Genomic DNA, 24,961 nt, shown 5'->3' with positions numbered 1-24,961 from the left:
GTGCGTCAGATGCCGCGCCGGGAGCGGGTCGCAGGGGTGTCGGCGGCGCGCCCGGGAGCGGCCGGACGGGTGGCGAGTCGTCGGATATGAACGCATTATCCCTTTTATGCGCATTTCACTGATCCCCCTTCTCGGCCTCGGCTGCACCGCCGCCCTGCTCATGCCCGCGTCGGCCGCGGGTGCGGCGCCGGCCCGGACCCACCAGCCCACCGCCCAGCGGACCAGCGCCCCCCGGACCACCACCCTCGCCCTCACCCCGCTGCCCGCCGCCGCGGCGGACGCCGACCGCGCGGGCGAGCCGGGTGCCGCGGACGGCGGGGACGATCAGGGCGGCGCGGACCGTACCCGGGGTGCGCTGACGCGCGGCCTGGACGCCCCGAGCACCGCGGGCTTCGCCCTGCTCGGGGTCAGCTGGGACGACCCCACCGCCACCCTGCACGGGACCGTCGAGGTCCGCACCCACCGGGCGGGCGCCGGCCGCAGTGCCGGCTGGAGCGCCTGGCGCCCGCTCGCGGCCGACACCGAGGACAGCACCGGCCAGGGTCTGGAGGCCGCCCGCGGACCGCACGCCCGCGGCGCCACCGCGCCGCTGTGGGTCGGCCCCAGCGACGGCGTGCAGGTGCGGGTCCACGGGACCGGCGAACTGCCGCAGGGGCTGCGGGCCGACCTGGTCGACCCGGGGCGCGCGGCCGCCGTGCCCGTGCCCGTGCTGCCGCCCCAGGGCGAGGCGGCCTCCGACCGGCTGCACGCCGCCGCCCACCAGGCGCCCAGACCCGGCATCGTCACCCGGTCCGGCTGGGGCGCGGACGAGAGCCTGCGGGCGTCGGGCTACGTCTACACCGGCCCCGTGAAGGTGGTCTTCGTCCACCACACCGACACCGGCAACGGCTACAGCTGCGCCGACTCGCCCTCGGTGATCCGCTCGATCTACCAGTACCACGTGGTGAGCAACGGCTGGCGCGACATCGGCTACAACTTCCTGGTCGACCGCTGCGGCACGATCTACGAGGGCCGGGCCGGGGGAGTGGCCCGCTCGGTGCTCGGCGCGCACACCCTGGGCTTCAACACCGACTCCTCCGGCGTCGCCGCGCTCGGCACCTACACCACCGACTCGCCGCCGCAGGCCCAGGTCGACGGCATCATCAAGATCGCCGCCTGGAAGCTCGGCCTGGCCGGCCGGGACGCGGCCGGCACCGCGACCCTCACCTCCGCCAGCGACGGCAGCCGCTACCCGGCGGGCACCAGCCACACCTTCAACGCGATCTCCGGCCACCGGGACGCCTTCGCCACCGACTGCCCCGGTGACACCCTCTACGCCCGGCTCGGCGACATCCGCACCCGCGCCGCCCACCTCCAGGGGCGGTAGCGCGCGCCAGGCGGCAGCGGCCCTGCGGTCCCCGGCGACCGGCGGGGGCGGCCGGGCCGCTGCCGCGTCAGGCTGCTGACATCCGGTCAGCGCCGGGCGAAGCCGCTGGTGGGGGCGCCGCCGCTCGGGCCCTGTCACCCCTGCGCGGCAGACTGGCAGGGTGAGCGACCTCCCGCTCGAGCGGGTCTGGCTCCCCGGCCACCCGCTCGACCTGCACCGCACCCTCGCCCCGCTGAGCCGGGGCCCGGGCGATCCGGCCTGCCGCCTCGGTGGTGACGGCGCCCTCTGGCGTGCCTCGCGCACCCCGGCCGGGCCGGGCACGATCCGGGTGGTCGAGCGGTACGGCGAGGTGCGGGCGCGGGCCTGGGGGCCGGGCGCGGCCTGGCTGCTGGAGCGGCTGCCGGTGCTGCTCGGCGCCGAGGACGACCCGGCGGGCCTGGCGCCGCTGCCGCCCGGGCCGGTGCGCGAGGCCCAGCGCGCCCACCCCGGGCTGCGGCTGTGCCGCACCGGCCTGGTGCTGGAGTCGCTGATCCCGGCGGTCCTGGAACAGAAGGTGACCTCCGACGAGGCCTACCGCGCCTGGCGCCTGCTGCTGCGCGACTTCGGCACCCCGGCCCCGGGCGCGGAGGCGGACGGCGTGGCCGCGGGGATGCGGGTGGCCCCCTCGGCCCGGGAGTGGGCGCTGATCCCGTCCTGGGCGTGGCACCGCGCGGGTGTCGACCCGAAGCGCTCGGCCACCGTCCAGCGCGCCGTCCGCCTGGCGCCACGGCTGGAGCAGGCCGCCGGCATGCCGCACGCCGAGGCCCGCGCGCGCCTGACCGCCGTCCCCGGCATCGGCGAGTGGACGGCCGCCGAGACCCTGCAGCGCAGCAACGGCGACGCCGACGCCGTCTCGGTCGGCGACTTCCACCTGCCCAACATCGTCGGCTGGGCGCTGGCCGGGCGCCCCCGCTCCGACGACGCCGACCTGCTGGCCCTGCTCGCCCCGTACGCGCCGCACCGCCACCGCGTCTGCCGCCTGATCGCGCTCAGCGGCCTGCGCCCGCCGCGCTACGGGCCGCGGCTGGCGCCGAACGACCACCGGCGGCGGTGAGCCCGGTCAGCCGCCGCTCACGAGACCGAGTACAGCCCCGTCTCGCGGTCGCGGTAGACGGAGCCCGCCTTGCGGAGCTGTTCGAGGTCGCGGCGCACGGTCCGCGGGTCGGGGTACACCTTGTAGGTCTCGCGGGCGCGGGTCCAGTCCCAGCCGCCACCGCCCAGGCGCATCGCCTCCAGAAGCTGGGCGCGGCGCTCGATGGCGGAGGTGGGGGCGTCGTCGGGGATGTTCTCGTTCATCCGCTCATTCTCTCGCGCCCGTGCGGTGCCCGGCGCCACAGTGCCCGGCGCACCCGCGCGGGAGTAGCCTCGGCGGGGTGACCGAGCCGACCCATCTCCGCGAGATCCGGGCCTCCTACGACACCGTCGCCGCCGACTACGCCGACCTCGTGCGCGACGCCTTCCGGAACGACCGCACGGGCCGCGCGGTGCTGGGCGCCTTCGCCGACCTCGTGCGTGCCGGGGGCGGTGGCCCGGTGGCCGATGTCGGCTGCGGTCCCGGCCATGTGACGGCGCATCTGCACGACCTCGGGGTGGACGCGTTCGGCATCGAACTGTCGCCGGAGATGGTCGCGGTGGCCCGTCGGGACCACCCGGGGCTGCGGTTCGAGGTCGGCTCGATGACGGCCCTCGACCTGCCGGACGGCGGGCTCGGCGGCGTCCTGGCCTGGTACTCCATCATCCACACCCCGCCGGAGGTGCTGCCGGCGGTCCTCGCCGGGTTCCACCGGGTGCTGGCGCCCGGCGGCCACCTGCTGCTCGGCTTCCACGTCGGCGACGAGCGGCGGCGCAAGGAGGAGGGCTACGGCCACCGGATCGCGCTGGACCTCTACCTGCTGTCGCCCGACCGGATCACCGACCTGGCCGCGCAGGCGGGTCTGGTGCCGCAGACCCGGCTGATCACCGACTCGCCGCGCCCGGGCGGGGCACCGCAGGCGCGCCTGCTGTTCCGCAAGGCCCGGACCGGCGAGTAGGCGCCGAGGGGCGAGCAGGCCCTCACACCCGCGACGAACGAACCCACGTGGCCGTGCCGGACCCAGGGTGGCCGGCAGGTGCCGCCCCCGCACCGGTGACCGGAACGAACAGCGAGGTCAGCGAGAGGGCGGCGGCGACGGCCCAGAAACGAAGCTTCATCAGGATCTCCTCATGGCAGCGCCGCCGAAACCTGAACTCGGTGGCGCTGCCATCGTCCTGACCAGTCGGGCCGGGAGGCCAGCCGAGGTGACGCCGAATCACCTGTTGGAACCAATAAGTCGTTCAATGCGCCCGGCGCCGACCGACTTTCAGCTCAACAGCCGGTTCAACTCACCGCACGGTGATGAACGGATCCGGCGCCCGCTCCTCGCGGTCCGGCGGCACGGTCGCCGGCCGTCCGACCGCGACGGCGCCCATCGGGTCCCAGCCGGCGGGCAGGTCCAGCACCTCGCGCACGGTGTCCCGGCAGAACATCGTGGACGACACCCACGCCGTCCCGTAGCCCTCGCCCGCCAGCGTGACCAGCAGGTTCTGCACCGCCGCGCCGATCGCCACGGTGAACATCTCGCGCTCGGCCCCGGCCCGCCGGGCATCGGGGTAGTGGTGCGAGCCGTCCATCGCCAGGCAGGGCACCACCAGGTACGGCGCCTTGCGCAGCACGTCGCCGCGCGCGGTGCGCCGCGCGATCCGCTCCTCGTCCCAGCCGTCCAGCTCGCGCAGGTCGCGCCGCCAGGCGCCGAGCATCGCGTCCAGCAGCGCGGTGCGGGCCTGCTCCGTCTCCAGCAGCACGAAGCGCCACGGCATCGTGTGGTGCGGGGCGGGCGCGGTCACGGCGGCGGCCACCGCGCGGCGGACCGCCTCCGGGTGCACCGGCTCGTCGCTGAACTCCCGCACGGTGCGGCGCATCGTCACCGCCGCGCGGACCGCCTCCGAGGTGCCGTAGCGGAACATGTCGTCCTCCAGCGACCGGATCAGCGGGCTGACGCCCGCGCCGTCCGCCTCGGTGACCGCTTCGGGCAGGCCGCGCACCACCGCGACCGGGGTGCCGGTGGCCTTGCCCTTCACCAGGTCGGCCGCCGCGGCGAGTTCGTCGGCGGTGGCGGTGACGGTCAGGGCCAGCTCGTTGCCGTGGCTGTCGGTACGGCCGCGGTGGTCCTCCAGGACGCTCACGCCGGCAGCGCCGATCGTCACATCGGTCAGCCCGCTGCGCCAGGGGCGGCCGAAGGTGTCGGTGATCAGCACGCCGACCTGGCGGCCGGTCAGCTCGTGGATCCGGGCGCGGATCCGGCGGGCCGAGTCGTCCGGGTCCAGCGGCAGCAGCAGGATGGTGCCGGGCGCGGTGTTGGAGGCGTCCACCCCGGCCGCGGCCATCACCAGGCCCTGCCGGTTCTGCACGATCCGGGTACGGCCGCGCCGGGCGACCACCCGCACCGCCTCGGCGTCGATCGCCGCCTCGCGGTCGTCGGCCTGCATCAGCCGGCCCTCGGCCTTGCTGACGATCTTCGAGGTGACCACCACGACGTCGCCGGAGCGCAGTTCCAGCCCCTTGACGATCAGCTCGCCGAGGTCGGCGCCCCGCTCGACCTCGGGCATCCCGAGGACCGGCAGGATTTCGAGGGCACGGCTCATGACCGCACCTGTTCGGCCAGCTCCAGCGCGGCGCGGGCCATCGCGGCGGTGGCCGCCGGGTCGGACATCAGCAGCGGGACCGCCCGGCAGGGGATGCCGGCCGCCTCGACCTCGCCCACCGCGTCGGCGTCGGCCTCGTCCACCAGCCAGCCGTCGATCAGGTCGGCGCCGTAGTGCAGTGCCACGGCCGAGGCGGAGGCCGTCACTCCGACGGCCGCCAGCACCTTGTCCGCCATGCCGCGCACCGGCGCGCCGCCGATGATCGGCGACAGCCCGACCACCGGGGCGGCGGCCCTGGCCACCGCCTCCCGGATGCCCGGGACGGCCAGGATGGTGCCGATGCTCACCACCGGGTTGGACGGCGGGAAGAGGATCACGTCGGCCGCGGCGATCGCCTCCAGCACGCCCGGGGCGGGCTTGGCCGTGTCGGCACCGACCGGGATGATCGCCTCGGCGTCCACGGCCGCGTGCAGTTTGACCCAGTACTCCTGGAAGTGGATCGCGCGGGTGCCCTCCGCGTCGGTGATCCTGACGTGGGTCTCCACCCGGTCGTCGCTCATCGGCAGCAGCCGCACCCCGGGCTGCCAGCGGTCGCAGAGCGCCTCGGTGACGGCGCTCAACGGGTAGCCGGCGCCGAGCATCTGGGTGCGCACGATGTGGGTGGCGAAGTCCTTGTCGCCGAGCCCGAACCAGGACGGCCCGACGCCGTAGGCGGTCAGCTCGTCCTTGACCGCGAAGCTCTCCTCGGCCCGGCCCCAGCCCTGTTCCTCATGGATGCCGCCGCCGAGCGTGTACATCACGGTGTCCAGGTCGGGGCAGACCTTGAGCCCGAAGAGGTGAATGTCGTCCCCGGTGTTGCCGATGACGGTGATCTCGTCGCCGGGGGCCACGACGTCCTTGAGCCCGCGAAGGAAGCGGGCACCCCCGATCCCGCCTGCCAGTGCCACGATACGCATGCGCCCATCCTGCCAGGCGGCCGCCGCGGCCCTGTCGTTGTGGCCACCGCCCTACGGCAGTTCCGCCTCCAGCTCGCGCTCGACCGCCGCGGGGCCGTACTGGTTCATCTCGGTCAGGCCGGGCGAGTAGAGGTGGATGCTCAGGGCCGGCTCCAGTGCGGCGTTGACCACCTCGTGCCGGTAGCCGCTGGAGAAGACGCGGTGTCCGCCGGGCCGCAGCGTGCGGGTGCGCTCGTCGCCGTGGGCGCCGGAGCGGGGGGCGCCGTGCTGGGGCACGGTCAGCGAGCGCTCCACCAGCTCGCCCTGAACGACCGTCATGACGCCGGTGGCGGAGCCGTGGTCGTGGAAGCCGCTGCTCTGGCCCGGCAGCCAGCTGAGCAGCCAGACCTCGTAGCCCGGGCCGGTCTCCAGCCGGGCGTACCAGCGGCTCAGCGCGTCGTAGCGGACCAGCGGCGCCCAGCGGTCGTGGTCGGCGGCGATCTCGCGGACCAGCCGGACGTAGTCGGCCACCGTGGTCGGGTGGGCGGGCAGGTCGGTGCGGGCCAGGTGCGGGAAGGCCAGCGGGTCGCCGGCGATGCTCACGTCGCTCAGCCCGTCCGCCCAGCTGGCGGCGGGCAGCGCTGCGGGCAGGCGGCGGGCGGCCGCGGCCTGGCGGCTGGGCTTGTTGCGGTCGCGGTTGCGCTTACGGGGGCGGATTCGGCCACGCATCATGCGGTCCTCGGCGGCTGGTCGGCGGAGCTGGGGCGGGGGAGCCGGGTCCGCGGAACAGGGGTCGGATGCGCGGGCGGCCTCGGTGGTCCTGGTGCGGCGCGCCGAGGCTGGGAACCGTCCGGGTCAGGGATGGAGGACCCGGAAGAGGGAAAAAGCCGACGCGCCTAGAGACAACAGGAGCAGCGACGGCAACACAGAGCGCTCGCGGCACGCTGGAGCAGCACGTGGCGGCTCTGCGGGGCGTAGGACTCTGACATGCGTTACAGCAGACAGGGTAGTCGGGGTTCGTGTCAAGCCAGCCCGTAGGGCCATCAGAGGGACATCGCGGACGAACCACCGAATCAGGTGATAAGTCCGACTCGATGTTTCGATGTCCAGATTGCCGGGAAGGGAGGCCGTTGACCTGGTTGATCCCAGGTCAGACCCGGTGCGCCGGCGGCTCCGACCCGTGGCTTCTAGCCATCGAGGGCGGCGTCGGCAACCGGATCGGCTCGGTGCTCGTCTCCGCCAACGGACGGAGGCGAGGGGTCCGGATGACGCGCCTCGGCCGCGAGCTGCGGAAAGTCCGTTCTGTCCGAATATGTACACTATTTGTAGCCGCTTGGTTCCGGGGAGTGAATTCGCGACCCAATACCAGAGCTCGGCTTGACTGAGCCAGAGTGACGCACATGTAATTTCAGTCGTGTCGTTCGGCCGAACCCAGTGCAGGAGTCGGTGCCTGCGGCACACACGCACGGGGACGCCAAGAGGGGCAGAGGAGGCGCGCCAATGAGCGAGCTCTTTGAGCTGTTGATCGGTGAGGACATCGAAGAGGAAGAGGAACTCGGTTGGCAGGAGCGCGCGCTGTGCGCCCAGACCGACCCCGAGTCCTTCTTTCCCGAGAAGGGTGGGTCCACTCGCGAGGCCAAGAAGGTGTGCCTGGCCTGCGAGGTGCGGTCCGAATGCCTGGAGTATGCCCTCGCCAACGACGAGCGATTCGGAATCTGGGGTGGCCTGTCCGAACGCGAACGTCGGCGGCTCAAGAAGAGCGCGATCTGAAGCGGCATCCGACCGGACTTTCCTCTTCTTTGCAGAATCTGTGCAGTATCCACCGCGGTTGTGCAAGCGCCTCGCCGATACGGCGGGGCGCTTTTGCATTTCCGTGCGCCCCTTGAGGCCCTCGTCCACCCTGGCCCGTCGGGCGCCGGGCCCGGGCCGTCCCCAGCCCCCGGACCGGTGGGCATCGCGCTCAGCCGAAGCCGTTAGTGTGGTGCGCCACCTGCCGTCCACCGGAACCGGGGCCCGCGCACTCGATGACTGCCTACAGCCAGCAGCACGGCTACCCAGACCAGCCGTCATCCCCCCAGCTGAACCGCGGCTGGCCGGGCGGCGCCCGGCCGCCCGCGTACCCGCGCCACCTGGTGACCGCCGTCATCGTGACCCACGACGGCGCCCGTTGGCTGCCCCAGGCGCTGGCCGGCCTGCTCGGCCAGGACCGCCAGGTGCAGCGCATCCTCGCGGTGGACACCGGCAGCACCGACACCTCGCCGCAGCTGTTGCGCGAGACCCTCGGCGACTGGCTGCCCGAGTCGGGCCCCACCGTGCTCGGCCGCCGGGCCGGCTTCGGCACCGCGGTGGCCGAGGCCGTCTTCAACAGCCCGCCGCTGCGTCCGGAGGACCTGCCCTACAGCCTCGACCCGTCCGGCTACGACCCGGTCACCGGCGGCTGGGACGACTTCGGCGACCCGCTCGCCTCGGCGGACGACTTCAACGCCGGCAGCTCCCGCGAGACCCAGCCGGTCGAGTGGCTCTGGCTGCTGCACGACGACTGCGAACCGCAGACCGACGCGCTGCGCCGGCTGCTCCAGGTCGCCGACAGCACCCCCTCCGCCGCCGTGATCGGCCCCAAGCTGCGCAGCTGGTACGACCGGCGCCAGCTGCTCGAGGTCGGCGTCACCATCGCCCGCTCCGGGCGCCGCTGGACCGGCCTGGACCGGCGCGAGCAGGACCAGGGCCAGCACGACCAGGTCCGGCCCGTCCTCGCCGTCTCCACCGCCGGCATGCTGGTGCGCCGCGACGTCTTCGAACAACTCGGCGGCTTCGACAAGGCGCTGCCGCTGATGCGCGACGACACCGACTTCTGCTGGCGGGTCAACGCCGCCGGCCACCGGGTGGTGGTCGCCCCCGACGCGGTGCTGCGCCACGCCGAGGCCGCCAGCCGCGAGCGCCGCGCGATCGACTGCGGCGCCGCCCACCCGCACCGGGTCGACAAGGCCGGCGCCGTCTACACCCTGCTCGCCAACTCCCGCGGCCTGGTGCTGCCCTACGTCCTGCTGCGGCTGGTGCTCGGCACCGTGCTGCGGGTGCTGGCCAACCTGGTCGGCAAGGACCCGCGCCAGGCGCTGGACGAGGTGGCCGGCCTCGGCCACGAACTGGTCCGGCTGCCGCGCGTGCTGGCCGCGCGCAAACGCCGTGCCCGCACCCGCTCCTTCGACGCACTGGACGACCGCGGTCTGTTCCCGCCGCCCGGCGCCACCGCCCGGCTGGCGGTGGAGACCGCGATCGGTTCGCTGGGCATCGGCGGCACGGACGACAACGCGATCGGCCGGCACGGCTCGGTCGAGGCCACCGGCGGCGACGACGACCAGGACGTGCTGGAGGTCGAGCAGTTCGCGCTGATCAAGCGCCTGGCCCGGCGCCCGGCGCCGGTGCTCTTCGCCGCCCTGCTGCTCGTCACGCTGGTCGCGGGCCGCAACCTGCTCGGTTCGGGCTCGCTGCTCGGCGGCGCGCTGCTGCCCGCCGATGACGGCGCGTCAGGCCTGTGGAACATGTACGCCGCGGCCTGGCACCCGATCGGCACCGGCAGCACCGCCACCGCCCCGCCCTACCTCGCGGTCCTCTCGGTGTTCTCCTGGCTGCTGTTCGACCACGCCGCGCTGGCCGTCACCCTGGTGCTGGTGCTCGCGGTCCCGCTCGCCGCGGTCAGCGCCTACCTGGTCTCCCGGCCGCTGCTCGGCTCCAAGGTGGTCCGCTGCTGGGCGAGTGCCGCCTACGCGCTGCTGCCCGCCGCCACCGGGGCGATCGCCCAGGGCCGGCTCGGCACCGCGGTGCTCGCCGTGCTGCTGCCCCCGCTCGCCCGGGCCGCCGCCGTCTCGGCCGGCCTCGGCATCCGCGCCGAGACCGCGGCCCGCGGCGCCCGCCCGGGCTGGCGGTCCACCTGGATGACCGTCCTGCTGCTCACCGTGTGCACCGCCTTCGTGCCGCTGACCTGGGCGATCGCGGTGCCGCTCGCGCTGGCCGCGCTGCTGGCCGCCGTGCTGCGCGGCGGCGCCTACGGCAGCGGTGGATCGGCGCTGCGCCTGCTCGGCCCCCGGGTCGTGGCGATCCTGGGCGTGCCCGTGCTGGTGCTCGCGCCCTGGTTCCCCCAGGTGCTCGCGCACCCGACCCGGCTGCTGCTGGAGGCCGGTCTGCCCGGCTTCAACGGCCACCGGGCCTCGGCGGCGGGCCTGCTGCTCGTCAACCCGGGCGGCTCGGGCGTGCCGCCGATCTGGCTCTCGGCGGGCGTGCTGCTCGCCGCGCTGGCCGCCCTGCTGCGCGCCGACCGCCGCCGCGCGGTGCTGGCGGCCTGGGGCGCGGCGGCCGTCGGACTGCTCTTCGCGGTCGCGGTGGCCGGCACCAGCGTCACCCCGGCCTCCGGCGGCCTGCCGGTGGCCGCCTGGTCGGGCCCGGCCACCCTGCTCAGCGGCGTCGCGCTACTGGCCGCCGCCGCGATCGGTGCCGACGGCGCGAACGCCCGGGTCGCCGGGATCGCCTTCGGCTGGCGTCAGCCGGTGGCCGCCCTGGTGGTGGCCGCCGCCGTGCTGGCCCCGCTGGGCACCGCCTGCTGGTGGGCCGTCAGCGGTGCCGACGGCCCGCTGCACCGCTCCAGCGCGGGCCAGGTGCCCGCCTTCATCGCGGAGGAGGCCGGCACCACCGACCGCTCCCGCACCCTGGTGCTCAGCGGCGACCCGCAGGCCGGCTCGGTCCGCTTCAGCCTGGTCCGCGGCGCCGGCCTGACCCTCGGCCAGGCCGAGGGCACCGTGGACACCAGCGGTGACACCAGGACCGGGCTGACCAAGCTGGTCGGCAGCCTGCTGGCCGGCTCCGGCGCCGATCAGGCCAGCGCGCTGGCCGGCTACGGCGTGGCCTACGTGCTGGTCGAGGGTCCGATGATCGCCAAGGTCCAGAACGTGCTGGACACCACGCCCGGTCTGATCGGCGGCAACCAGGACAACAACAGCGCGCTCTGGCAGGTCAGCGGCGTCCCGGCGACCCGCGCGGTGATCACCGCCCAGAACGCCGCGCCGGTGCCGGTCCCGTCCGGCACCGAGACGATCACGGCCACCATCCCGGCCGGCCCGGCCGGACGGGTGCTGCGACTGGCCGAGCAGGCCGACCCGGGCTGGCAGGCCAGCCTGAACGGCAGCAAGCTCACCCCGGTCACCGTGGACGGCTGGGCGCAGGGCTTCCAGCTGCCGGCCGGCGGCGGCAAGCTCACCGTCGACCGCGACACCCCGCTGCTGCACACCGGCTGGATCGGCGTGCAGCTGCTGCTGGGCCTGACCCTGCTGGTGCTCGCGCTGCCCGGACGGCGCAACACCAAGGACGACGACCTGCCCGACGAGGCGCTGGCCGCCGCCGCCCTGGCCGCCGCCGCCCAGGCCCAGGCGCCGGTACCCGGCAGCCGCAGGGCCCGCCGGCTGGCCGAGCGCGGCGAGGGCGAGGCCGGCGAGGAGCAGGGCGAGGCGGATCCCGGTGTGTACGGCGGTCCGGCCGGCATCCCGGCCCAGCCCACCGGCGAGCCCTACCCGGGCGCCGACCCGGGCGGGCCGGCCGACCCGTACGGCCAGGAGCCGTACCGGACGGGCGGCTACGGCGAGGAGGACTTCCGCCAGGCCGACCCCTACGGCTACGACCCGTACGCGGCCCAGCAGACCTACCAGCCGAACTACGCCGCCCAGCCGCAGGGCTACCCGGGCGAGCAGCCGTACGCCGAGGGGCCGTACCCCGGCCAGGGCGCCGTCCCGGCCCAGCCGGGGGAGCAGCCCTACGCCGACCCCGGCTACCAGGGCGACCCGTACAACCAGCAGCCCTACCCGCCGCAGTACGGCTACGGCGGCTACGACCAGAGTGGCTACCAGGGCGGCGGCGAGCAGCAGCCGTGGCTGCCGGGCCAGGGCCAGGGGCAGGGGCAGCCGTACGACCCGGACGCCCCCTCCTACGGTGGCCACCCGCAGCACCACGACGGAGCTGACCCGCGATACGGAGCTGACCCGCGATGAAGTTGCCCGCCTTCTCCCGAGGCCGCTCGGCCGACGAGCCGTCCGGCCCGGCGGAGTCCGCCGAGCCCGCCGGCTTCCCGCCGCCCACCGGCCACACGCCGCCCGCCGGCACGCCCATCGCCACCCCCGCCGGCCCCGGCGGCAGCCGCGCCGGGGTGTCGCTGCTGGCCTGCGCGGCCGTGCTCGGGCTGGTCTTCGGCGTCGCCGAGCTGCGTCCTCCCGCCTCGCCCGCCGGGCCGCCGGCCGGGGCTCCGGTGGGCGCGCAGGTCGAGCGCACCGCGGTGATCTGCCCGCAGCCGATCCAGGGCGTGACCGGCAGCACCCAGATCACCGCCTTCACCCCGGGCAGCGGCGGCCCGGCCCAGGGCGGCAGCGCCACCGTGCGCGACGTGACCCCGCCGGCGCCCGCCGCCGCCGGCCCGTCCGGCGCGCCCTCCGGTTCGCCCGCCGCCTCGCCGTCGCCCAGCCAGGCCCAGAACACCGGCCAGGCGAACGCCCTGGTCACGCTGGCCAAGCCCGGTGTTCCGGTCAGCGCCCAGGCGGACAACGGCGACAGCGCGGTGGGCACCACCGCGATCGCCACCGGCAGCTACGCCCCCGGCTTCACGGTCACCCAGACCACCACCGTCACCGACCCGCACGGCCAGGGCCTGTCGGCGGTCAACTGCACGCCCTCGGGCACCCACTTCTGGTTCGCCGGCGCCAGCACCGCGGGCGACCGCAAGGACTACGTCAGCCTGACCAACCCCGACGCCACCGCCGCCGTGGTCGACCTGCGGCTGTACGGCGGCAACGGCCCGATCGACAGCGACGCGGCCACCGGCATCACGGTGCCGCCGGGCAGCTCGGTGGCGGTGCTGCTGACCAGCGTGGTCACCGACCAGGTCAGCGACCTCGCGGTGGAGGTGAGCGTGCGCAGCGGCCGGGTCGGCGCGTTCCTGCACGCCGCCGACGGCTCGGCCGGTGCCGACTGGATCCCCGCCTCGGTGGACCCGGCCGCCTCGGTGACGATCCCCGGGCTGCCCGGCGACCTGTCGGCGGCCCGGCTGATCGTGGCCGCCCCCGGCGGCAGCGACGACGCCGACCTGAAGGTCCAGCTCTCCGGCCCGAACGGCTGGTTCACCCCGGCCGGGCACGAGACGATCCACGTCAAGGCGGGCATGGTGAACGCGGTCGACCTCGGCCAGATCACCCGCCAGCAGGCCTCCGCGCTGCGGCTGACCCCCAGCGACCCGCAGCACCCGACCCCGGTGGTGGCCACCATGCGGGTGGACCGCTCGGCCAACGGCAAGAGCGACTCGGCCTGGCTGACCGGCACCGACCCGGTGGGCCGGCGGGCCAGCGTGGCGGACACCCGCGGCGGTGGCACGTCCACTCTGCTGCTCACTGCCACGGGTGACGCCGCCACCGTCAAGGTGACGGCCTCGGCGGGCACCGGCGGCGGCACCCCGAACACCCAGACCGTCCAGGTCCCGGCAGGTTCGACGATCTCCCTCGCCTCACCCGAACCCGCAGGCGGCAGCGGATCGTTCGGCCTGACCATGGAGTCCGTCTCGGGCGGCCCGGTGGTGGCCGCGCGGGTGCTGGCGGTGTCGAGCAACAACGTGCCGATGTTCACCATCCAGGCGCTGCACGACGACCACAGCTACGTGCAGATCCCGCAGGCCAACCCGGACCCGGGAGTGCTGGTGCACTGAGCGGGTCCGGCCTGAGAGACTGCCTGAGCCGCTGTCAGTCCTCGTCGTAGCGCGGATCGATGGCGTCCGGCGAGAGCCCGAGCAGCTCGGCGACCTGCTCGATCAGGATCTCGTGGACCAGCGCCGCCCGGTCGTCGCGCGTCTTGGCGCGGATCTCTACCGGGCGGCGGTAGATCACGATCCGGCTCTTGCGGCCCTGCCGGGCGGCGACCACCATGCCGAGCGGCACCCCGCCGCCGGCCGGCGCGTCGGGCTCGCCCGGCAGCGCCTCGGGCACCTCGTCGACCTCGAACTCGACGTCGATCAGCTGGGGCCAGCGCCGCTCCAGCCGCTCGACCGACTCGCGGACGTAGTCCTCGAAGAGCTCGGAGCGGCTCAGCGAGAGCGGGACCTGCGGCGGTGCCAGCGGCCCGCGCAGGCCGCGCCCGTGCCGGTCGCGGCGCCGCGGACCAGGCGCCGGCGCGGTGGGCGGCGGCGGTCCGGGCGGCGACCCCGCGGGTGGCGGCGACGCGGGCGGTGGCGGTGCGGAGCTGTCCATATCAGTGACGAGCGTAGTCCTTGGAGGCCAGGAAATGGACCATGCGGACACCGATCCGAGCCGGCCCGCGAGCCCGCCGGGACGCGACACGAACCATCGCGACGCACCGGGTCTTAGCCAGCCGGGCGTGGTTGCGGTACCGTCCACCCTCGTGAGCCCTGTACGTCGTTGTTCGCGGACCGCGTGCGGCCGACCGGCCGTGGCGACCCTGACGTACGTGTACGCCGACTCCACGGCGGTACTCGGCCCGCTCGCCACCTACGCCGAACCGCACTGCTACGACCTGTGCGCCGAGCACGCCGAGCGGCTGACCGCTCCGCGCGGCTGGGAGGTGGTCCGCCTGGCCACCGAGGGCGGCCCGATGCGCCGCAGCAGCGACGACCTGGAGGCGCTGGCCAACGCCGTGCGCGAGGCGGCCCGCCCGCAGGACCGCGGTCCGCGCCCGGTGCGGCCCGCCGAGGTCGATCCCGCCGAGGTCGGCCGCCGGGCGCACCTGCGGGTGCTCCGCTCGCCCGAGAACTGATCCCCGCCGCGCCCGGGTCGTATCAGGAGCGGGGCCAGGACCGGGACGGGATCACGAAGCGTTCCGAAGCCGACACCCGCACCCGGTACGCTGCTCCCCTGCCCGGGACGGGGCCCTGTGGTCACCCGTACCCGTGGCGCGACGTATCGTGACCGTGGGCCGACCGGAGCCCGATCCCGTACACAGACCAGGGTGGAGCCGCAGTGCGCGACCTCAAGCAGCTCGTGAAGGCGTACGACGTCCGAGGCGTCGTCCCGGACCAGTGGGACGAGAACCTGTCCCGTGCCTTCGGCGCCGCATTCGTGCAGGTCACCGGCGCGACCGCGATCGTGGTCGGCCATGACATGCGCCCCTCCTCGCCGAGCCTGAGCCGGGCCTTCGCCGAGGGCGCCGCCGCCCGCGGTGCCGATGTCACCGAGATCGGCCTGTGCTCGACCGACCAGCTGTACTACGCGAGCGGCAAGCTGGACCTGCCCGGCGCGATGTTCACCGCGAGCCACAACCCGGCGCAGTACAACGGCATCAAGCTCTGCCGCAAGGGTGCCGCCCCGGTGGGCGAGAACACCGGCCTGGCGGACATCCGGGAGCTGGTGCAGTCCTGGCTGCACGAGGATGCCGACGGGGTCGAGAGCGTGACGGTGCCGGCCGTGGACGTGAAGCCGGGCGTGCTGACCCAGCAGGACACCCTGCGCGGCTACGCCGACCACCTGCTCGGCCTGGTCGACCTCACCGCGATCCGCCCGCTCAAGGTCGCGGTGGACGCGGGCAACGGCATGGGCGGCCACACCGTCCCGACCGTCCTCGAGGGCCTGCCGCTCGACGTCGTCCCGATGTACTTCGAGCTGGACGGCACCTTCCCCAACCACGAGGCCAACCCGCTCGACCCGAAGAACCTGGTCGACCTGCAGGCCAAGGTCAAGGAGGTCGGCGCCGACATCGGTCTGGCCTTCGACGGCGACGCCGACCGCTGCTTCGTGATCGACGAGCGCGGCGAGCCGGTCTCCCCGTCCGCGATCACCGCCCTGGTCGCGGTGCGCGAGCTGGCCCGGGCCCGGGCCAACGGCGAGCCGAACGCCACGATCATCCACAACCTGATCACCTCCTGGACCGTGCCCGAGGTCGTCGCCGAGCACGGCGGCAAGGCCGTGCGCACCCGGGTCGGCCACTCCTTCATCAAGCAGGAGATGGCCGAGACCGACGCGATCTTCGGTGGCGAGCACTCCGCGCACTACTACTTCCGCGACTTCTGGCGTGCCGACACCGGCATGCTGGCCGCGCTGCACGTGCTCGCCGCGCTCGGTGGCCAGCAGGGCACGCTCTCCGCGCTGACCGCCGAGTACGACCGCTACGCGGCCTCCGGCGAGATCAACAGCGAGGTCGCCGACCAGGCCGCCAAGGCCGCCGAGGTCCGCGCCGCCTACGGTTCGCTGGAGGGCGTCAAGGTCGACGAGCTGGACGGCCTGACCATCGCCGGCGCCGACTGGTGGTTCAACCTGCGCGCCTCCAACACCGAGCCGCTGCTGCGCCTGAACGTCGAGGCCAAGGACCCGGCCAAGATGGCCGAGCTGCGCGACGCGGTGCTGGCGATCGTCCGCGCCTGATCCGTTGTTCGTCGCGCCCCGGCCGGTAGGGTGGTTACCGGCCGGGGCGCGACGCGTCCCGCCACCCGAACGACCCGACGGAGCCCGTACACCATGACGCTCGAACCGTTCCTGCTGGAGATCCTGGTCTGCCCGAGCTGCCATGCCGCGCTGCGCGAGAGCGGCGAGGCCGACCAGCCCGAGCTGATCTGCACCGGCGCCGACTGCGGCCTGGCCTACCCGGTCCGCGACGGCATCCCGGTGCTCCTCGTGGACGAGGCCCGCCGCCCCGCCTGAGGTCCCGTCACCGCAGAGAGCGGACCAGGAGGTCCAGCCGCATGCTCGACGACAGTCTGCTCGACGACCCGGCCGCCCTCCAGCGCGCCGACCGGGAGCACGCCCTGCTCATGCTGGCCGCCGCCGGCGCCCGGGTCCGCACCGCGCTGCGGCTGGCCGAGGCCGCGGGCCTGGGCTCACTGCAGCCGGACGGACACCCGCGCGGCATCCTGGTCGCCGGACACGGCAGCGCGCTGACGGCCGGTCAGGCGCTGGCCGCGCTGGCCGGCAACGGGACCCTGGTCCAGCCGCTGGCCCCGGTGGACGCCCGGCCCGCCGCCCTCTTCAGCGAAGGCCTCAGCTGGCAGCTGCCCGGCTGGGCCGGACCGCTCGACCTGCTGGTGCTCTGCTCCTCCGACGGCACCGAGGCCGGCCTGATCAGCCTCGCCGAGCAGGCGTACGGCCGCGGCTGCGCTATCGCGGTGATCGCCCCCGAGGGCCGCCCGCTGGCCGAGGCCGCGCTCCAGGTGCGCGGGATGCCGCTGCCGTACGTGCCGGCCACCCCGCTGGAGGAGGTGCCCGAGGCGCGCGAGCCCGACCTCCCGGCGGAGGAGCTGGGCGCCCTGTGGGCCTTCCTCACCCCGCTGCTCGCGCTGGCCGACCGGATCGGCGTGATCGACGCCCCCACCGCGCAACTGGAGGCCACCGCCGACCTGTTGGACGAGCTGGCGGTGCGCCACCGGCCGGACGCCGCCGCCTACCGCAACCCCGCCAAGGAGCTGGCCGCCCAGCTCTCCGGCACCGTCCCGCTGCTGTGGAGCGAGGGCCCGCTGGCCGCGGTGGCCGCCGAGCGGTTCACCGCGGTGCTCGCCGACCGGGCCGGGCGCCCGGCCGTCGCCGGGCAGCTGCCGCAGGTGCTCAGCACCCACCGGGGCATGATCACCGGCCGGTTCGGCACCGGCGCGGACCCGGCGGACTTCTTCCGCGACCGGATCGACGAGCCGGACCCGCTGACCCTGCAGGTCCTGCTGCTGCGGCACACCCCGCGCGAGGAGCTGCCGGGCGCCGAGCCCGTCGAGCCGGAGGCCGTGCCGGAGCCCGGCCCGGCCACCCCGACCGTGCGCCGCGCCCGCCGCCTCCTCGCCGACCACGAGGTCCGGTTGACCGAGCTGGCCGGCCTGCGCCCCGAGCCGGTGCACGCGCTGGCCGAGCTGATCGCGCTGACCGACTTCGCCGCCGTCTACCTCGCACTGGCCGAACAGCACTGAGGCCTGGTCGGCTAGGGTCTGAGGGCCTCGAACACGTTGTGCAGCACACCGATAAGGAGCAGGGCCGCTACATGGACCGCCTCGCCAACACCGTCCGCCCGTATGCCTGGGGTTCGACCACCGCGATCCCGGCCCTGCTCGGTGAGCAGCCCACCGGTGAGCCGCAGGCCGAGCTGTGGCTGGGCGCCCACCCCGGCGAGCCCTCCCGGGTGGACCGTGGTGCCGGCCCCCAGGCGCTCAACGAGGTGATCGCCGCGGACCCGGCCGGCGAGCTGGGCGCCGAGGCCGTCGCGAAGTTCGGCCCGACGCTGCCGTTCCTGCTCAAGGTGCTGGCCGCCGAGATCCCGCTCTCGCTCCAGGTGCACCCCTCGCTGGCCCAGGCCCGGGCCGGGTTCGCCGCCGAGGAGGCCGCCGGGGTGCCGGTCGAGGCCGGCCACCGCAACTACAAGGACGCCAACCACAAGCCCGAGCTGATCTGCGCGCTCGAGCCGTTCGACGGCCTGTGCGGCTTCCGCGACCCGCTGGCCACCGCCGAGCTGATGGAGGGGCTCGGCGTTCCGGGCCTGGCCCCGCTGATCGACCTGCTGCGCACCAAGCCCGAGGCCCAGGCGCTGCGCGAGACCCTGGCCATCGTGCTCACCACCGACCCCTCGGTCGTCGCGGTCACCGTCAAGGAGGTGGCCGACGCGCTGGACCGCTCGCTGGCCGCCGAGCCCGCCTCGCCCTGGGCGCCCGCCTGGGCCGGCTACGCGTACGCCGCCAAGCACTTCCCCGGCGACGCCGGTGTGCTGGCCGCGCTGCTGCTCAACTTCGTCCAGCTGCAGCCCGGTGACGCGCTCTACCTCGGCGCGGGCGTCCCGCACGCCTACCTCAAGGGCACCGGCGTGGAGATCATGGCCAACTCCGACAACGTGCTGCGCTGCGGGCTGACCCCCAAGCACATCGACGTCCCCGAGCTGCTCGACGTGGTCGTCTTCGAGGCCGGCGACCCGGGCGTGCAGCATCCGGCGGCGAGCGAGGACGGCGAGGAGCTGTTCCCGGTCCCGATCGACGAGTTCCGCCTCTCCCGCTTCGCCCTGACCGCGGGCACCGAGCGCCAGGTGGCCGGGCGCAGCGCCCAGATCCTGCTCTGCACCGAGGGCGCGATCACCCTGGCCGACGCCGCCGGCCGGCGACTGGAACTGGCCAAGGGCCAGTCCGCCTACCTGCCGGCCACCGGCACCGCCACCACCCTGACCGGCGAGGGCGTGCTGTTCCGCGCCACCGTCACCCTCTGAGGCCCCACCGGTGAGCACCGAGGGCGGCACCAGGGCACTGATCGCGGCGCTCAGCGCCAATCTGGCCATCGCGGTCAGCAAGTTCGCCGCCTTCGCGTTCACCGGGTCCTCCTCGATGCTCGCCGAGGGAGTGCACTCGGTCGCCGACTCCGGCAACCAGGTACTGCTGCTGATCGGCGGCAAGCGCGCGCGCCGGGAGGCCGACGAGGAGCACCCCTTCGGCTACGGGCGCGAGCGCTACGTCTACGGCTTCCTGGTCGCCATCGTGCTCTTCAGCCTCGGCGGGCTCTTCGCGCTCTACGAAGGCGCGGAGAAGATCCGCCACCCGCACGAACTGCACGGCTGGGGCTGGGCGGTGGGCGTGCTGCTGTTCGCCGTCGCGATGGAGGGCTGGTCCTTCCGCACCGCGGTGCGCGAGGCCTCGGCGGCCAAGGGCGCGCTGGGCTGGGTCGGTTACATCCGCCGGGCCAAGGCCCCCGAGCTGCCGGTGGTCCTGCTGGAGGACGCCGGCGCGCTGATCGGTCTGGTGCTGGCGCTGCTCGGCGTCGGGCTCACCGTGCTGACCGGCGACGGGATCTGGGACGGCGTGGGCACCCTGGCGATCGGGCTGCTGCTCGGCACCATCGCCGTGGTGCTGGCGCTGGAGACCAAGTCGCTGCTGATCGGCGAGTCGGCCGACAGGCATTCCGTCGAGCGGATCCGGGACGCGCTGCTGGAGGGCGACACGATCACCGGTGTGATCCACCTGCGCACCCTGCACGTGGGACCGGAGGAGCTGCTGGTGGCCGCGAAGATCGGGGTGCGCCGCGAGGAGAGCGCCGAGCAGATCGCCAGGACCATCGACGAGGCCGAGGTCCGGGTGCGCGCGGCCGTGCCGATCGCCCGCGCGATCTACCTGGAGCCCGACATCTACTCGGCCGAGAAGGCCGCGGCCGGCCCGGACCCCGAGGCCACCCCCGGCGGGCCGGGACACTAGGTCCTGTCCCACCCGGGGTGACCGGACGCAGCGCGGCCGAATCCCGCCGGTGCGCCCCGCGGTCGTGCGCCCGCGGTGTAGATTCGTCACCAGTGCCAAACGTCGCTGCAGATGGCGGTCGATCCGGTCTGACCCCGGGTCGAGGGAGAGAGGTCCTCCGACGGATTGTGCCGCGCAGCAGGGCGCCGCCCAGGTGGCCGCTCTGCCGTCAAGCACACCCGTACGCATAGGCCCACGCAGCGAGGAGTACCCACGCATGTCGTCGAACACCACCGGTGACTTCAAGGTCGCCGACCTCTCCCTGGCCGCGTTCGGCCGCAAGGAGATCCAGCTGGCCGAGCACGAGATGCCCGGCCTGATGTCGATCCGCAAGGAGTTCGCCGCCAGCCAGCCGCTGGCCGGCGCCCGGATCACCGGCTCGCTGCACATGACCGTGCAGACCGCCGTGCTGATCGAGACGCTCACCGCGCTGGGCGCCGAGGTCCGCTGGTGCTCCTGCAACATCTTCTCCACCCAGGACCACGCGGCCGCCGCGATCGCGGTCGGCCCGGAGGGCACCGCGGAGAACCCCCAGGGCGTCCCGGTCTTCGCCTGGAAGGGCGAGACCCTGGAGGAGTACTGGTGGTGCACCGAGCAGGCGCTGACCTGGCCGAACGGCCAGACCCCCAACATGATCCTGGACGACGGCGGTGACGCCACGCTGCTGATCCACAAGGGCGTGGAGTTCGAGAAGGCCGGCGCCGCGCCGGACCCGTCGACCGCCGACAACGACGAGTTCCGGATCATCCTGGAGCTGCTCAACCGCACCCTGGCCGAGTCCCCGCGCAAGTGGACCGAGGTCGCCGCCACCATCAAGGGCGTCACCGAGGAGACCACCACCGGCGTGCACCGCCTGTACGAGATGCACCGGGACGGCCAGCTGCTCTTCCCGGCGATCAACGTCAACGACTCGGTCACCAAGTCGAAGTTCGACAACAAGTACGGCTGCCGCCACTCGCTGATCGACGGCATCAACCGCGCCACCGACGTGCTGATCGGCGGCAAGGTCGCGGTCGTCTGCGGCTACGGCGACGTCGGCAAGGGCTGCGCCGAGTCGCTGCGCGGCCAGGGCGCCCGGGTCATCGTCACCGAGATCGACCCGATCTGCGCGCTGCAGGCGGCGATGGACGGCTACCAGGTCACCACGCTGGACGAGGTCATCTCGATCGGCGACATCTTCATCACCACCACGGGCAACAAGGACATCATCCTCGCCTCGGACATGGTGAAGATGAAGCACCAGGCGATCGTCGGCAACATCGGCCACTTCGACAACGAGCTCGACATGGCGGGCCTCGCCAAGCTCCCCGGCATCGTGAAGACCGAGGTCAAGCCGCAGGTCCACGAGTGGCGCTTCGAGGACGGCCACACCATCATCATCCTGTCCGAGGGCCGCCTGCTGAACCTCGGCAACGCGACCGGCCACCCGTCCTTCGTGATGTCCAACTCCTTCGCGAACCAGACCATCGCGCAGATCGAGCTGTTCACCAAGACGGACGAGTACCCGATCGGCGTCTACGTGCTGCCCAAGCACCTGGACGAGAAGGTCGCCCGCCTGCACCTGGACGCGTTGGGCGTCAAGCTCACCGTTCTGAGCAAGGAGCAGGCCGACTACATCGGCGTCCCGGTCGAGGGCCCGTACAAGTCGGAGCAGTACCGCTACTGACGATGACGTCCGACTGAGCCCGGTGCCGCACGCGACGCGGCACCGGGCTCAGTCGTGTGCGGGCGGGTCGGCCCACCGGCACGTGGGTCTCGGCTGCGCCGGCGTTCGACTCCGGCATAGGCTGCTGGCCATGCCCAACGGCCGTTACTCGCTGCACGACCCCCACGACCACGTCCTGCTGGGCGAGGAGCGCTTCAGCTGCGCACCCGGCCCGGCGGGCTGGCGCTACGTCTCCAAGACCTACGCACCGGACGGCGGCACGCTGGGCACCGTCGACCTCACCCTCGACTCGCGAAGCCGCCCGCTGCGCATGGAGCTGCGCGCCGGCGGCTGGCAGGTGCGCGGGGGAGCGGTGGACGGAGTGGCCTGGGTGCGCACCGATCCGGACGACCCGACCGGCGCCTCGGCCACCGAGGGGCACGACCGCGCGCACGGCTTCGCCGGTGACTCGCCCGCCTTCCTGATCGCCACCGCCCGTCTGCTGCGGCTGGCGCCGGGAGCGAGCGCGCGGGTGCGGCTGGTCGCCTTCCACGGCACGGCGCTGGCCCCGCGGACCTTCGACCAGGGCTGGACCCTGCAGGAGACGGAGCAGCACCCGACCGATTCCGGGCCGCTGCTGGTCGAGCGCTACCAGGTGGCCGACCTGGAGACGGGTGAGCAGCGGGAGATCCACCTGGCGGGCGACGTGTTGCTGGCGGCGCCGGGGATCGAGCTGGAGGAGTTGGAGGGTCCGCCGAACGCCTGGCCGAGCTGGGACTGAGCCGCCCCACCCGGTCAGCCGGGCAGCGCGAAACCGCCCGCGTTCGGTGCGGGCGGCGCCGGCGTCGCGGGCGGAGCGGGTGGTGCGGCCGGTGCGGGGGTCGGCTGGGCGGGAGCGGCCGGCGACACCGGCGGCGGCGTGCTGTGCAGCGGCTGGGTGCCGTATCCCGGGGTCACGCCGTAGCCGGGTGCCGCGCTCGTGCCGGTCGCGCGCTGCCAGTCGCGCCGCTGCCGCTCGGTGAGCACCGCTGCCAGGTACATCGCCGGGTGCAGCCCGGCCGGTACCGGCCAGCCGACCCGCAGGGCCACGTCACCGGCGAGCCGCTGCGCCATCGTGAGGGCTACCTGTCCATCCAACTGATCGCTGCGACTCAGGAGTTGACGAACGGCGAGCCAGAGCCCCTCGGGTACGGCCGACAGGTCCAGGCGCACCAGCTCCGACCCCAGCGCATGCATCACCTGCGGTGGCGGCGCGGTCGGCAGACCGTCCGTGCGGCCCGCGGGCACCCGCTCGCGCACCACCAGGGTGCCCGCGAACACATCACCGAGCCGCCGCCCGTCGGCCGAGACCAGCGAGCTGATCACGGCGGGCACCCCGGTGAGCATGATGATCTCGAAGATGCCGACCAGCGCGCGCACCAGCGCGTGCCGGAAGCTCGCGGGCCCGCCGTCGACGCGCACCACGCGCAGCCCCAGGGCCGCCTTGCCCAGCGACCGGCCGTGCGAGAGCGTCTCCACCAGGACCGGCAGGGCCACCAGGAAGAAGACCAGCAGGCAGATCACCAGGGCCGCCGCGGCTGCGCCGTCCAGGTCGGAGAGCGAGGTCATCAGCAGCAGCGCGGTCAGGAAGAACGCGGTGAACTCCACCAGCAGGTCCAGCAGGACGGCCAGTGCGCGGCTCGGCAGCTTCGCCGTCCGCAGCCCGAGGACGACGGCTTCACCCGTCACCAGGTCACTCATCGCACCAGCCCGTTCCGTCCGGTATCCGGAAGACGGGCCCGCCGCCCGCCCCCGATCTTCAGGGGCCCAACATACGGGGCCGCCAGAAGCCCGGGAAGGGCCGCCTCGCCCGCCGGGACCTCTGGCAAGCTGAGCCCAGCCGTTGCCCCGCGCCGCATCGCCACCTTGGAGTGACCCGGATGGATCTGGACGTCTTCGTCGCCGCCCACCAAGCACAGTGGGCGCGCCTGGAGACCCTCAGCAAGCGGCGCCGGCTCAGTGGCGAGGAGGCGGACGAACTGGTCGCCCTCTACCAGCGGGTGACGGGTCAACTGGCCCGGGTGCAGGCCAGCGCGCCGGATCCGGTCCTGGTCGGTCGCCTGACCACGCTGGTCGCCAGGTCCCGCAACGCGGTCACCGGCCGGCGGGCCAGCAGCTGGCGCGAGGTGGGCCACTACTTCGCGGCCGGCTTCCCCGCCGCGCTCTACCGCTCCCGCCGCTGGTGGCTGTCGATCGCGCTGCTCTCACTGCTGGGCACCGCGCTGATCTCCTGGTGGATAGCCACCCACCCCGAGGTCCGGGACAGCATGGCCACGCCCAGCCAACTGCGTGAGATGACCCGGCCCGGCGGCGCCTACCAGGCCTACTACACGGACCGTCCGGCCAGCTCCTTCGCCGCCCAGGTCTGGACGAACAACGCCTGGATCGCCGCCCAGTGCCTGGTCTTCGGCGTCTTCCTCGGCCTGCCGGTCCTCTATGTCCTGGCGCAGAACGTCCTCAACCTCGCGGTCGGCATCGGCCTGATGGCGTCGGCCGGTCGCCTCGACCTCTTCCTCGGCCTGCTGCTGCCGCACGGCCTGCTCGAGCTGACCGCCGTCTTCGTCGCCGGCGGGATGGGCCTGCGCCTGGGCTGGACGGTGATCGACCCCGGCCCGCGCAAGCGCACCGTCGCCCTGGCCGAGCAGGGCCGGGCCACCATCGGCATGGCGATGGGCCTGACCGCGGTGCTCTTCGTCAGCGGCCTGCTCGAAGCCTTCGTCACCCCGTCCGGCCTCCCCACCTGGGCGCGGATCGGCATCGGCGTCACGGCCGAGGTGCTCTTCCTGCTCTACGCCCTCGTCCTGGGCCGTCGAGCCGCGGCTGCCGGCGAGACCGGCGACGTTGCCGCCGCCGACCGTGGGGACCTCCAGCCGGTGGCGGCCTGACCCCTTCTGACCTGGTAGTCTTCTCTTCACGCCGCCGGAACTGTTGACACAGCAACGAACGGCTAGTAGATTCGAACGGTTGGCTCGGACTGGACAACAGGACCGAACGAGCTGTAGTGTCTACGACACGGCAAGTCGAGGCAGGGCGTCCACGGATGCGGCCCGGCAAGTCAAACCCCGAGGTAA

At 74.0% G+C, this 24,961-nt stretch carries 21 protein-coding genes; 15 read left to right on the top strand and 6 right to left on the bottom strand.

Translation table 11 applies throughout. The features are described 5' to 3' along the window. Positions 1–106 precede the first annotated feature (106 nt). Positions 107–1,366: a peptidoglycan recognition protein family protein gene (locus OG294_RS16230; RefSeq protein ID WP_327067211.1), complete on the top strand. Its 1,260-nt coding sequence runs from the start codon at positions 107–109 to the stop codon at positions 1,364–1,366. Positions 1,367–1,526: 160 nt separating this feature from the next. After that, positions 1,527–2,459 (top strand): DNA-3-methyladenine glycosylase family protein, encoded by a 933-nt coding sequence (locus tag OG294_RS16225; protein ID WP_327067210.1) that lies wholly within the window; start codon positions 1,527–1,529, stop codon positions 2,457–2,459. Between the two features lie 17 nt (positions 2,460–2,476). On the opposite strand, the gene OG294_RS16220 is transcribed toward OG294_RS16225, so the two are convergent. Further along, positions 2,477–2,701 carry a hypothetical protein gene (locus OG294_RS16220; protein ID WP_327067209.1) on the bottom strand — a complete coding sequence of 75 codons (225 nt, stop codon included), beginning with the start codon at positions 2,699–2,701 and terminating at the stop codon, positions 2,477–2,479. Positions 2,702–2,778: 77 nt separating this feature from the next. Between OG294_RS16220 and OG294_RS16215 the strand changes: the two genes are divergently transcribed. Continuing rightward, entirely contained in the window at positions 2,779–3,435 is a 657-nt protein-coding gene (locus OG294_RS16215; RefSeq protein ID WP_327067208.1) for a class I SAM-dependent DNA methyltransferase, read from the top strand. Between the two features lie 331 nt (positions 3,436–3,766). Here the strand turns inward: OG294_RS16215 and OG294_RS16210 are convergent, their stop codons facing one another. Genes OG294_RS16210 through OG294_RS16200 form a run of 3 tightly spaced genes read right to left on the bottom strand, consistent with a single transcriptional unit; the run spans position 3,767 to position 6,729 of the window. Next, complete coding sequence (locus OG294_RS16210) at positions 3,767–5,065, bottom strand: coenzyme F420-0:L-glutamate ligase (RefSeq protein WP_327067207.1); 1,299 nt, start codon at positions 5,063–5,065, stop codon at positions 3,767–3,769. Next, positions 5,062–6,021 carry a 2-phospho-L-lactate transferase gene (gene cofD, locus OG294_RS16205; protein WP_327067206.1) on the bottom strand — a complete coding sequence of 320 codons (960 nt, stop codon included), beginning with the start codon at positions 6,019–6,021 and terminating at the stop codon, positions 5,062–5,064. Before cofD ends, OG294_RS16210 begins: the two co-directional genes overlap by 4 nt. 51 nt (positions 6,022–6,072) lie before the next feature. After that, positions 6,073–6,729, bottom strand: a complete 657-nt coding sequence (locus tag OG294_RS16200; RefSeq protein ID WP_327067205.1) for a cysteine dioxygenase — start codon at positions 6,727–6,729, stop codon at positions 6,073–6,075. Positions 6,730–7,500: 771 nt separating this feature from the next. On the opposite strand from OG294_RS16200, the gene OG294_RS16195 reads away from it, so the two are divergent. From OG294_RS16195 to OG294_RS16185, 3 genes are all read left to right on the top strand, one after another. Continuing rightward, on the top strand, positions 7,501–7,770 hold the full coding sequence (locus tag OG294_RS16195; RefSeq protein ID WP_327067204.1) for a WhiB family transcriptional regulator: 270 nt from the start codon (positions 7,501–7,503) through the stop codon (positions 7,768–7,770). A gap of 254 nt (positions 7,771–8,024) precedes the next feature. Further along, positions 8,025–12,032, top strand: coding sequence for a glycosyltransferase (locus OG294_RS16190; RefSeq protein WP_327067203.1), 4,008 nt, complete (start codon positions 8,025–8,027; stop codon positions 12,030–12,032). Continuing rightward, the gene (locus tag OG294_RS16185; RefSeq protein ID WP_327067202.1) at positions 12,029–13,729 is read left to right on the top strand and encodes a DUF5719 family protein; all 1,701 of its coding nucleotides are present in this window, start codon (positions 12,029–12,031) and stop codon (positions 13,727–13,729) included. Before OG294_RS16190 ends, OG294_RS16185 begins: the two co-directional genes overlap by 4 nt. 34 nt (positions 13,730–13,763) lie before the next feature. Here OG294_RS16185 and OG294_RS16180 read toward each other — a convergent pair whose 3' ends face one another. Then, positions 13,764–14,267 (bottom strand): metallopeptidase family protein, encoded by a 504-nt coding sequence (locus OG294_RS16180; RefSeq protein WP_327067201.1) that lies wholly within the window; start codon positions 14,265–14,267, stop codon positions 13,764–13,766. Between the two features lie 151 nt (positions 14,268–14,418). On the opposite strand from OG294_RS16180, the gene OG294_RS16175 reads away from it, so the two are divergent. From OG294_RS16175 to OG294_RS16140, 8 genes are all read left to right on the top strand, one after another. Continuing rightward, complete coding sequence (locus tag OG294_RS16175; RefSeq protein ID WP_327067200.1) at positions 14,419–14,790, top strand: DUF3499 domain-containing protein; 372 nt, start codon at positions 14,419–14,421, stop codon at positions 14,788–14,790. A gap of 203 nt (positions 14,791–14,993) precedes the next feature. Further along, positions 14,994–16,391, top strand: coding sequence for a phosphomannomutase/phosphoglucomutase (locus tag OG294_RS16170; protein WP_327067199.1), 1,398 nt, complete (start codon positions 14,994–14,996; stop codon positions 16,389–16,391). Positions 16,392–16,484: 93 nt separating this feature from the next. Beyond that, positions 16,485–16,667 carry a Trm112 family protein gene (locus OG294_RS16165; protein ID WP_327067198.1) on the top strand — a complete coding sequence of 61 codons (183 nt, stop codon included), beginning with the start codon at positions 16,485–16,487 and terminating at the stop codon, positions 16,665–16,667. 41 nt (positions 16,668–16,708) lie between these two features. Continuing rightward, entirely contained in the window at positions 16,709–17,914 is a 1,206-nt protein-coding gene (locus OG294_RS16160) for an SIS domain-containing protein (protein WP_327067197.1), read from the top strand. 71 nt (positions 17,915–17,985) lie between these two features. Next, positions 17,986–19,191: a mannose-6-phosphate isomerase, class I gene (manA, locus tag OG294_RS16155; RefSeq protein ID WP_327071570.1), complete on the top strand. Its 1,206-nt coding sequence runs from the start codon at positions 17,986–17,988 to the stop codon at positions 19,189–19,191. A 10-nt stretch (positions 19,192–19,201) separates the two neighbouring features. Beyond that, complete coding sequence (locus tag OG294_RS16150) at positions 19,202–20,167, top strand: cation diffusion facilitator family transporter (RefSeq protein WP_327067196.1); 966 nt, start codon at positions 19,202–19,204, stop codon at positions 20,165–20,167. Positions 20,168–20,423: 256 nt separating this feature from the next. Beyond that, positions 20,424–21,872 (top strand): adenosylhomocysteinase, encoded by a 1,449-nt coding sequence (ahcY, locus tag OG294_RS16145; protein WP_327067195.1) that lies wholly within the window; start codon positions 20,424–20,426, stop codon positions 21,870–21,872. Between the two features lie 130 nt (positions 21,873–22,002). Next, positions 22,003–22,632, top strand: coding sequence for a hypothetical protein (locus OG294_RS16140; RefSeq protein ID WP_327067194.1), 630 nt, complete (start codon positions 22,003–22,005; stop codon positions 22,630–22,632). Between the two features lie 14 nt (positions 22,633–22,646). Here the strand turns inward: OG294_RS16140 and OG294_RS16135 are convergent, their stop codons facing one another. Further along, a complete protein-coding gene (locus tag OG294_RS16135; protein WP_327067193.1) occupies positions 22,647–23,579 on the bottom strand; it encodes an RDD family protein in 933 nt (310 codons plus the stop codon). A 191-nt stretch (positions 23,580–23,770) separates the two neighbouring features. Here OG294_RS16135 and OG294_RS16130 point away from each other — a divergent pair, with 191 nt between their 5' ends. Further along, positions 23,771–24,775, top strand: a complete 1,005-nt coding sequence (locus OG294_RS16130; RefSeq protein ID WP_327067192.1) for a stage II sporulation protein M — start codon at positions 23,771–23,773, stop codon at positions 24,773–24,775. Positions 24,776–24,961 lie beyond the last annotated feature (186 nt).

Source organism: Kitasatospora sp. NBC_01302 (genome assembly GCF_035976515.1).
In the GTDB taxonomy this organism is placed as follows: domain Bacteria; phylum Actinomycetota; class Actinomycetes; order Streptomycetales; family Streptomycetaceae; genus Kitasatospora.
This window is presented reverse-complemented; position numbering and strand designations above follow the sequence as displayed.

Bases quoted from the DNA above. Each gene is read 5' to 3' on its own strand.
- OG294_RS16230 (WP_327067211.1), top strand. From the start codon at position 107: ATGCGCATTTCACTGATCCCCCTTCTCGGCCTCGGCTGCACCGCCGCC.
- OG294_RS16220 (WP_327067209.1), bottom strand. From the start codon at position 2,701: ATGAACGAGAACATCCCCGACGACGCCCCCACCTCCGCCATCGAGCGC.
- OG294_RS16210 (WP_327067207.1), bottom strand. From the start codon at position 5,065: ATGAGCCGTGCCCTCGAAATCCTGCCGGTCCTCGGGATGCCCGAGGTC.
- cofD (WP_327067206.1), bottom strand. From the start codon at position 6,021: ATGCGTATCGTGGCACTGGCAGGCGGGATCGGGGGTGCCCGCTTCCTT.
- OG294_RS16200 (WP_327067205.1), bottom strand. From the start codon at position 6,729: ATGCGTGGCCGAATCCGCCCCCGTAAGCGCAACCGCGACCGCAACAAG.
- OG294_RS16195 (WP_327067204.1), top strand. From the start codon at position 7,501: ATGAGCGAGCTCTTTGAGCTGTTGATCGGTGAGGACATCGAAGAGGAA.
- OG294_RS16190 (WP_327067203.1), top strand. From the start codon at position 8,025: ATGACTGCCTACAGCCAGCAGCACGGCTACCCAGACCAGCCGTCATCC.
- OG294_RS16185 (WP_327067202.1), top strand. From the start codon at position 12,029: ATGAAGTTGCCCGCCTTCTCCCGAGGCCGCTCGGCCGACGAGCCGTCC.
- OG294_RS16180 (WP_327067201.1), bottom strand. From the start codon at position 14,267: ATGGACAGCTCCGCACCGCCACCGCCCGCGTCGCCGCCACCCGCGGGG.
- OG294_RS16165 (WP_327067198.1), top strand. From the start codon at position 16,485: ATGACGCTCGAACCGTTCCTGCTGGAGATCCTGGTCTGCCCGAGCTGC.
- OG294_RS16160 (WP_327067197.1), top strand. From the start codon at position 16,709: ATGCTCGACGACAGTCTGCTCGACGACCCGGCCGCCCTCCAGCGCGCC.
- manA (WP_327071570.1), top strand. From the start codon at position 17,986: ATGGACCGCCTCGCCAACACCGTCCGCCCGTATGCCTGGGGTTCGACC.
- ahcY (WP_327067195.1), top strand. From the start codon at position 20,424: ATGTCGTCGAACACCACCGGTGACTTCAAGGTCGCCGACCTCTCCCTG.
- OG294_RS16140 (WP_327067194.1), top strand. From the start codon at position 22,003: ATGCCCAACGGCCGTTACTCGCTGCACGACCCCCACGACCACGTCCTG.
- OG294_RS16130 (WP_327067192.1), top strand. From the start codon at position 23,771: ATGGATCTGGACGTCTTCGTCGCCGCCCACCAAGCACAGTGGGCGCGC.